Genomic DNA, 5,489 nt, shown 5'->3' with positions numbered 1-5,489 from the left:
TCTTCCGCGTCGAGATCGACCACGCCGAGCGCGTGGTGCAGCGATTTGCTGAACACCTCGGGCCGCAGCGGGTTGGCCTGCGGCGCGGCGTGCTCACCGGCGCGCAGGCTGTCGAGCCGCGCGCCCAGATCGCGCACCTCCCACTGGGCTTCGGATTCGAGCAGGTGCGTGAGGCGCGAGACTTCCACGCCTTCCTCGAGATCGGATTCGTCGACCAGACTGAGCGCTTCGAGCTGCAGTTCGCGCGGCGCGACCGGCTTCTGGCCGAGAATTTCCTCGTCGAGCACCTGATGAAAGCGGTCGACGAAGGCCTGGATCAGTCGGCCTTCGTTCTGCCGCAGCGCGTGACTCATGTCGGAGAACTGCTGCCGATCCCGTCCGGTGCCCGCTCCTTCGGCCTGCTGTTCCAGCGCCTCGATGACTTGGCGCACGACCGAGCGCATCAGCTCATCCGAACGGGCAACGGCATCATCGATGCAGGACTGGAAAATTTCGGAAGGCAACATGGGCTGGCAGACGGTTTTACCCTGCGAAAACGGGCATTCTTCACAATGTAAACCGAATTGTCATGCGCTTTCCTGCTTTTCTCCTTGACAAGGCTTCATCTGCCCATAGTGCGTTGTAGCTTCACGCCAACTTCATGCGGCTCCGTCGTGCGCGCAGCAGGCGCTGCGGGTGCTGGCCTGAACTTCTGCGGCCACGGCGGGCGGCGGGGCGATGCGGCCGTACGCCTGCAGCTCAAGGCGCAGATCGCGTGCCGCTTGAACCATGTGCCGCAGCGCCGCTTCGGTTTCCGGCCAGGCGCGGGTTTTGAGGCCGCAGTCCGGGTTGACCCAAAGTCGATCGGACGCAATGAGCTGCGCGGCGCGACGCAGCAGGCGGGCCATGTCGGCCGCCGAAGGCACGCGGGGCGAATGAATGTCGTACACGCCGGGGCCGATGTCGTTCGGGTAGGCGAAGGCGCCGAAGCCGTCGAGCAGTTCCATATTCGAGCGTGAGGTTTCGATGGTGATGACGTCGGCGTCCATCGCCGCAATCGACGGCAGAATGTCGTTGAACTCCGAATAGCACATATGGGTGTGGATCTGCGTGTCATCGCGCGCCACGCCAGCCGACACCCCAAACGCCCGCACAGCCCATTCCAGATACGTCGGCCAGTCGCCGCGCTTGAGCGGCAGGCCCTCGCGGATGGCGGGCTCGTCGATCTGAATGATGGCTATGCCCGCGTTCTGCAGATCGCTCACCTCGTCGCGCACTGCCAGCGCGAGTTGCAGCGCCACCTGGTCGCGCGGCAGATCGTCGCGCACAAAGCTCCATTGCAACAGGGTGATCGGCCCGGTGAGCATGCCCTTGACCGGTCGCGGGGTGAGCGCCTGCGCGTGCCGCGCGGTATCCACCGTCATCGGCTCGGGCCGCCACACATCGCCCCAGATGATGGGCGGCTTGACGCAGCGCGAACCATAGCTCTGCACCCAGCCGCCCGCGCTGAAGGTGTAGCCCCAGAGCTGTTCGCCGAAAAACTCCACCATGTCGTTGCGTTCGGCTTCGCCATGCACCAGCACGTCCAGGCCGATGTCTTCCTGTTTGCGGATGACAGCGGCGATCTCTTCGCGCATTTTCTGCAGATAGTCGGTATGCCGCAGTTCGCCGCGTCGCCAGGCGGCGCGGGCAGCGCGAATCTCGGCGGTCTGCGGGAAGGAGCCGATGGTGGTGGTGGGCAGCGGCGGCAGGTTCAGCCGCGCCTGCTGCGTGGCGATGCGCTGGGCATAGGGCGCGCTGCGCCGGGCGTCGGCCTCGGTGAGCGCCTCCACGCGGCGGCGCACTTGCGGCAGGGTCACGCGCGGACAGTTGCGGCGCGAAGTCAGCGCCTCGGCGTTGGCTTGCAGCGCGTCGCGCACGGCGTCTTCGCCCTGATCGAGCGCCGTGGCGAGCACGCGCAGTTCCTCAAGCTTGTCGTCGGCGAAGGCCAGCCAGGGACGCACTTCGGGGTTGAGCCGCGCGCCCGCGCCGTGTTCTGCGGCCAGACTGACGGGTACATGCAGCAGCGAACAAGAAGGCGCGATCCACAGCCGCTCGCCCAGCGCGGCGTGCAGCGGACGCAAGGCTGCCAGCGCAGCGGCCAGATCGCTGCGCCACACATTGCGGCCGTCGATGACGCCAGCGGACAGCACCCACTGCGGCGGCAGCGCCTCGCGCCAGAGGTCGATCTGCTGCGGCGCCCGCACCAGATCGAGATGCACGCCGTCGACCGGCAGGCCCGCCAGCGTGGCCGGGGCGAAGCTGATCGACTCGAAATAAGTGCTCAGCAGCAACTTGGGGCGCAGCGCCCCGGCCTGCGCGGGCAGCGCCGCGTAGAGCGTGGGCAGCAGGTCGCGCCAAGCGGTGTCGAGATCGAGGGTGAGCGCGGGTTCGTCAAGCTGCACCCATTCCACCCCCAGCTCGGCCAGCCGGGCCAGCACCCGGGCGTAGGCGCGCGACAGCGCGGGCGCCAGGCTCAGTCGGTCGAAACCGGGCTGATGTGATTTGGACAACCAGAGAAAAGTCAGCGGCCCGATCAGCACCGGTTTGGGCGCATGCCCGGCCTCTTGCGCTTCGCGCACGCGGTCGAACAGCGCATCAAAGCCGCCGTCAAACGTCGAGGCGGAGTCGAGTTCGGGGACGAGGTAGTGATAGTTGGTGTCGAACCACTTGGTCATCTCCATCGCAGGCTGCGCCGCATTGCCGCGGGCCAGCGCGAAATACTGCTCCAGACTGAGTGTGCGGGCTTCGAAGCCGAAGCGCGCAGGCAGCGCGCCGAGCAGGGCGGTGGTATCGAGCAGGTGGTCGTACAGGGCGAAGTCGCCGACCGCGGCAAAGCGCAGCCCGGCATCGCGTTGCTTGGCCCAGTTCGCGGCTCGCAGTTGCGCCGCGGTCGCCTGCAGCTCGGCAACCGAGCTTTTGCCCTGCCAGAAATTTTCGAGGGCGAACTTCAGTTCGCGTTGCGGGCCGATGCGCGGATAGCCCAGGATGTGCGTGGTGGTCATGCCGTTACTCCAGGATGAATTAAATGCAGGCGGCAGTTTGCGCATCGGGCTCAATTGAATCAAGCGACGAATTTTTAGGTTATGCTGAATTTCATTCAGCTTGTTCCTGCCATGCTCGAACTCCGTCATCTGCGCTCTCTTATCGCCATCGCCGAGACCGGCCGCATCAACGCCGCAGCCGAAGCCGTGCATCTCACGCCCTCGGCGCTATCGCACCAGTTGCGCGCGCTCGAAAGTCACTACGGCATGCCGCTACTGCTGCGCGACGTGCGCGGCCTGCGCTTCACCCCGGCGGGCGAACGACTGCTGGCGCTAGCGCGGCAGATGCGCGAGGCGCAACAGGCCGCCGAGCACGATTTGCAGCGCATTCAGGGCGATACGCGCGGCACCCTGCGGGTGGTGCTTGAGTGCCATACCTGTTTCGAATGGCTGATGCCGGTGCTCGACGCCTTTCGTCAGCGCTGGCCCGATGTCGAGGTCGATCTGGTCTCGGGCTTTCACCGCGACCCTCTCACGCTGCTGAGCAAGGACAAGGCCGATGTGGTGATCGGCGCGCTGCGTCCACCGGGGCGGCAGTGGGCCTCGCTGCCGCTGTTTCGCTTCGAAATTCTGCTGGCGCTGCCGCCTGGCCATGCCCTGTGCGCCAAGCGCAGCGTGCGCGCCGCCGATCTTCAGGGCGAGACGCTGATCACCTACCCCGCGTCGGATGAGCGCATCGACCTCATCCGCGACGTGCTGCAGCCTGCGGGCATCAGCCTGCCGCGCCGCACGGCGGAGCTGACCATCGCCATCCTGCAACTCGTCGCCAGCAGGCGCGGCGTGGCAGCGCTGCCCAACTGGGCGCTCAAACCCTCGGTGGACAGCGGCTATGTGCAGGCCCGCCGCATCGGCCCGCGCGGGCTGTGGAGCGAGTTGCACGCCACCGTGCCGCGAGACCTGGTGCGGCGGCCTTATGTGCGAGATCTTGTGGAGATGGCGCGCCAGAGTGTTGCCACGCATCTCGACGGCGTGCAACTGCTGTGACGATGGCCGATCAGGACGCCGGGGCAAACCGGGCGGAGCGGCAAGTTCAGCGCCATCGCCGCACAATCTCTTCTGGTTTCAACCCCTGAAAACCCCTCGAAGGAGCCTCGAATGACCCACAAAACCCTCACCCTGCACACCGCCGACGGCCAGACTATCGGCGCCTATGTCGCCGAGCCCGCGGGCAAACCCAAGGGCGGCATCGTCGTCGTGCAGGAAATCTTTGGCGTCAATGCGCACATCCGCAGCGTGGCCGATGGCTATGCGGCGGCGGGCTATCTCGCCATTGCGCCGGCCGTTTTTGACAGCGTGGAAAAAGACGTTGAACTGGGTTATGACCAGCCGGGCCGGGAAAAAGGCATCGCCCTCGTGTCTGCGCTGGGCTTTGATCGAGCACACGCCTCAGTGCAGACCGCAGCCAAGGCCGTGGCCGCTGCAGGCAAGGTTGGTGTGGTGGGCTATTGCTGGGGCGGCACCATTGCTTACCTCACGGCCATTCGTGATGGCCTGCCCGCGGTGAGCTATTACGGCGGCCGCAATGTGCAACTGGTGGGCGAAAAGACCCAGACGCCGCTGCAGTTTCACTACGGCCTGCGCGATGCCCACATCTCAGAGGCTGATCGTGAGGCCGTGCGCGCGGCCAATCCTGAAGCCGAGTTCTATGTGTACGAAGCCGACCACGGTTTCAACTGCGACGCCCGCGCCAGCTATGACGCCACCGCCGCCCAACTGGCGCGCGAGCGGGCGCTGGCCTTTTTCGCCAAGCATGTCGGCTGAAAGGCTTGACGCAGGGCGTGCGCGATACTGACGTATTTGCGCGATCCATTCATGGCCCTGCACCGCATCCGTCGTATTTCCGCCCCTGCCGCTGAGTGTTGGCCGCCAGCGTTGCCCGCCGCGCGACGCAGCGGCATCGAGAGCTGGCTGACCGATCCGGGTTCGCTCACCCGGCGTTTGCGGCACAGCAGCACACGCTTCGAGTTGCGGCTGCTGCGCCAAGGCCCGGCGCGCGCCTTGCGCGACGAATATCCGCTGCTCGGCCTGCCGCAAGGCCGCAAGGTCTGGCGCCGCGACGTGTTGCTGGTGGCCGATGGCGTGCCGCGGGTGCTGGGGCACAGCGTGTGTGCGTTGTCTGCACTGCGCGGGCCGTGGCGGCTGCTGCGGCATCTGGGTGTCAAGCCGGTGGGCGATGCGGTGTTCACTCGCCCTCAGACCCGGCGCAGCGCCATGCGGGTCAAGCGCTTGTCGGCGACTCACCCTTTGCTTCGCGTGGCGCGTTCCAGCGGGCGGGCCAGCGCGCACGCGCCGTGGTCGCGGCGTTCGTCATTCGTTTACGGCGGCACGCGCCTCTGGGTGAGCGAGGTTTTTTTCGCAGACTGAATTTGCGATCAAAGTCACAGACCCGCCCGCCGTAACGATAAAACTCCTTGATTTTCCGGGAGG

The 5,489-nt window shown here is 66.2% G+C and carries 5 protein-coding genes; 3 read left to right on the top strand and 2 right to left on the bottom strand.

Annotated features, from left to right (window positions below):
* Together AC2VLV_RS07605 and metE are read right to left on the bottom strand one after the other, a co-directional pair.
* Positions 1-506, bottom strand: a 506-nt coding sequence (locus AC2VLV_RS07605) for a DUF1631 family protein (protein ID WP_486989403.1), incomplete at its 3' end; no start/stop codon positions are given.
* Between the two features lie 132 nt (positions 507-638).
* Positions 639-3,023: a 5-methyltetrahydropteroyltriglutamate--homocysteine S-methyltransferase gene (gene metE / locus AC2VLV_RS07600; protein WP_486989402.1), complete on the bottom strand. Its 2,385-nt coding sequence runs from the start codon at positions 3,021-3,023 to the stop codon at positions 639-641.
* 111 nt (positions 3,024-3,134) lie between these two features.
* On the opposite strand from metE, the gene AC2VLV_RS07595 reads away from it, so the two are divergent.
* The 3 genes from AC2VLV_RS07595 to AC2VLV_RS07585 all read left to right on the top strand — a co-directional run bounded on the left by AC2VLV_RS07595 (position 3,135) and on the right by AC2VLV_RS07585 (position 5,426).
* Positions 3,135-4,046 (top strand): LysR family transcriptional regulator, encoded by a 912-nt coding sequence (locus tag AC2VLV_RS07595; protein WP_486989401.1) that lies wholly within the window; start codon positions 3,135-3,137, stop codon positions 4,044-4,046.
* A gap of 111 nt (positions 4,047-4,157) precedes the next feature.
* Positions 4,158-4,823, top strand: coding sequence for a dienelactone hydrolase family protein (locus tag AC2VLV_RS07590; protein ID WP_486989400.1), 666 nt, complete (start codon positions 4,158-4,160; stop codon positions 4,821-4,823).
* Positions 4,824-4,874: 51 nt separating this feature from the next.
* Complete coding sequence (locus AC2VLV_RS07585) at positions 4,875-5,426, top strand: chorismate--pyruvate lyase family protein (RefSeq protein ID WP_486989399.1); 552 nt, start codon at positions 4,875-4,877, stop codon at positions 5,424-5,426.
* Positions 5,427-5,489: the final 63 nt, after the last annotated feature.

The organism is Thiomonas sp. TH-17, assembly GCF_057473305.1.
Note: the sequence above shows the minus strand (reverse complement) of the source record. Positions and strands in the feature narration are given on the sequence as shown.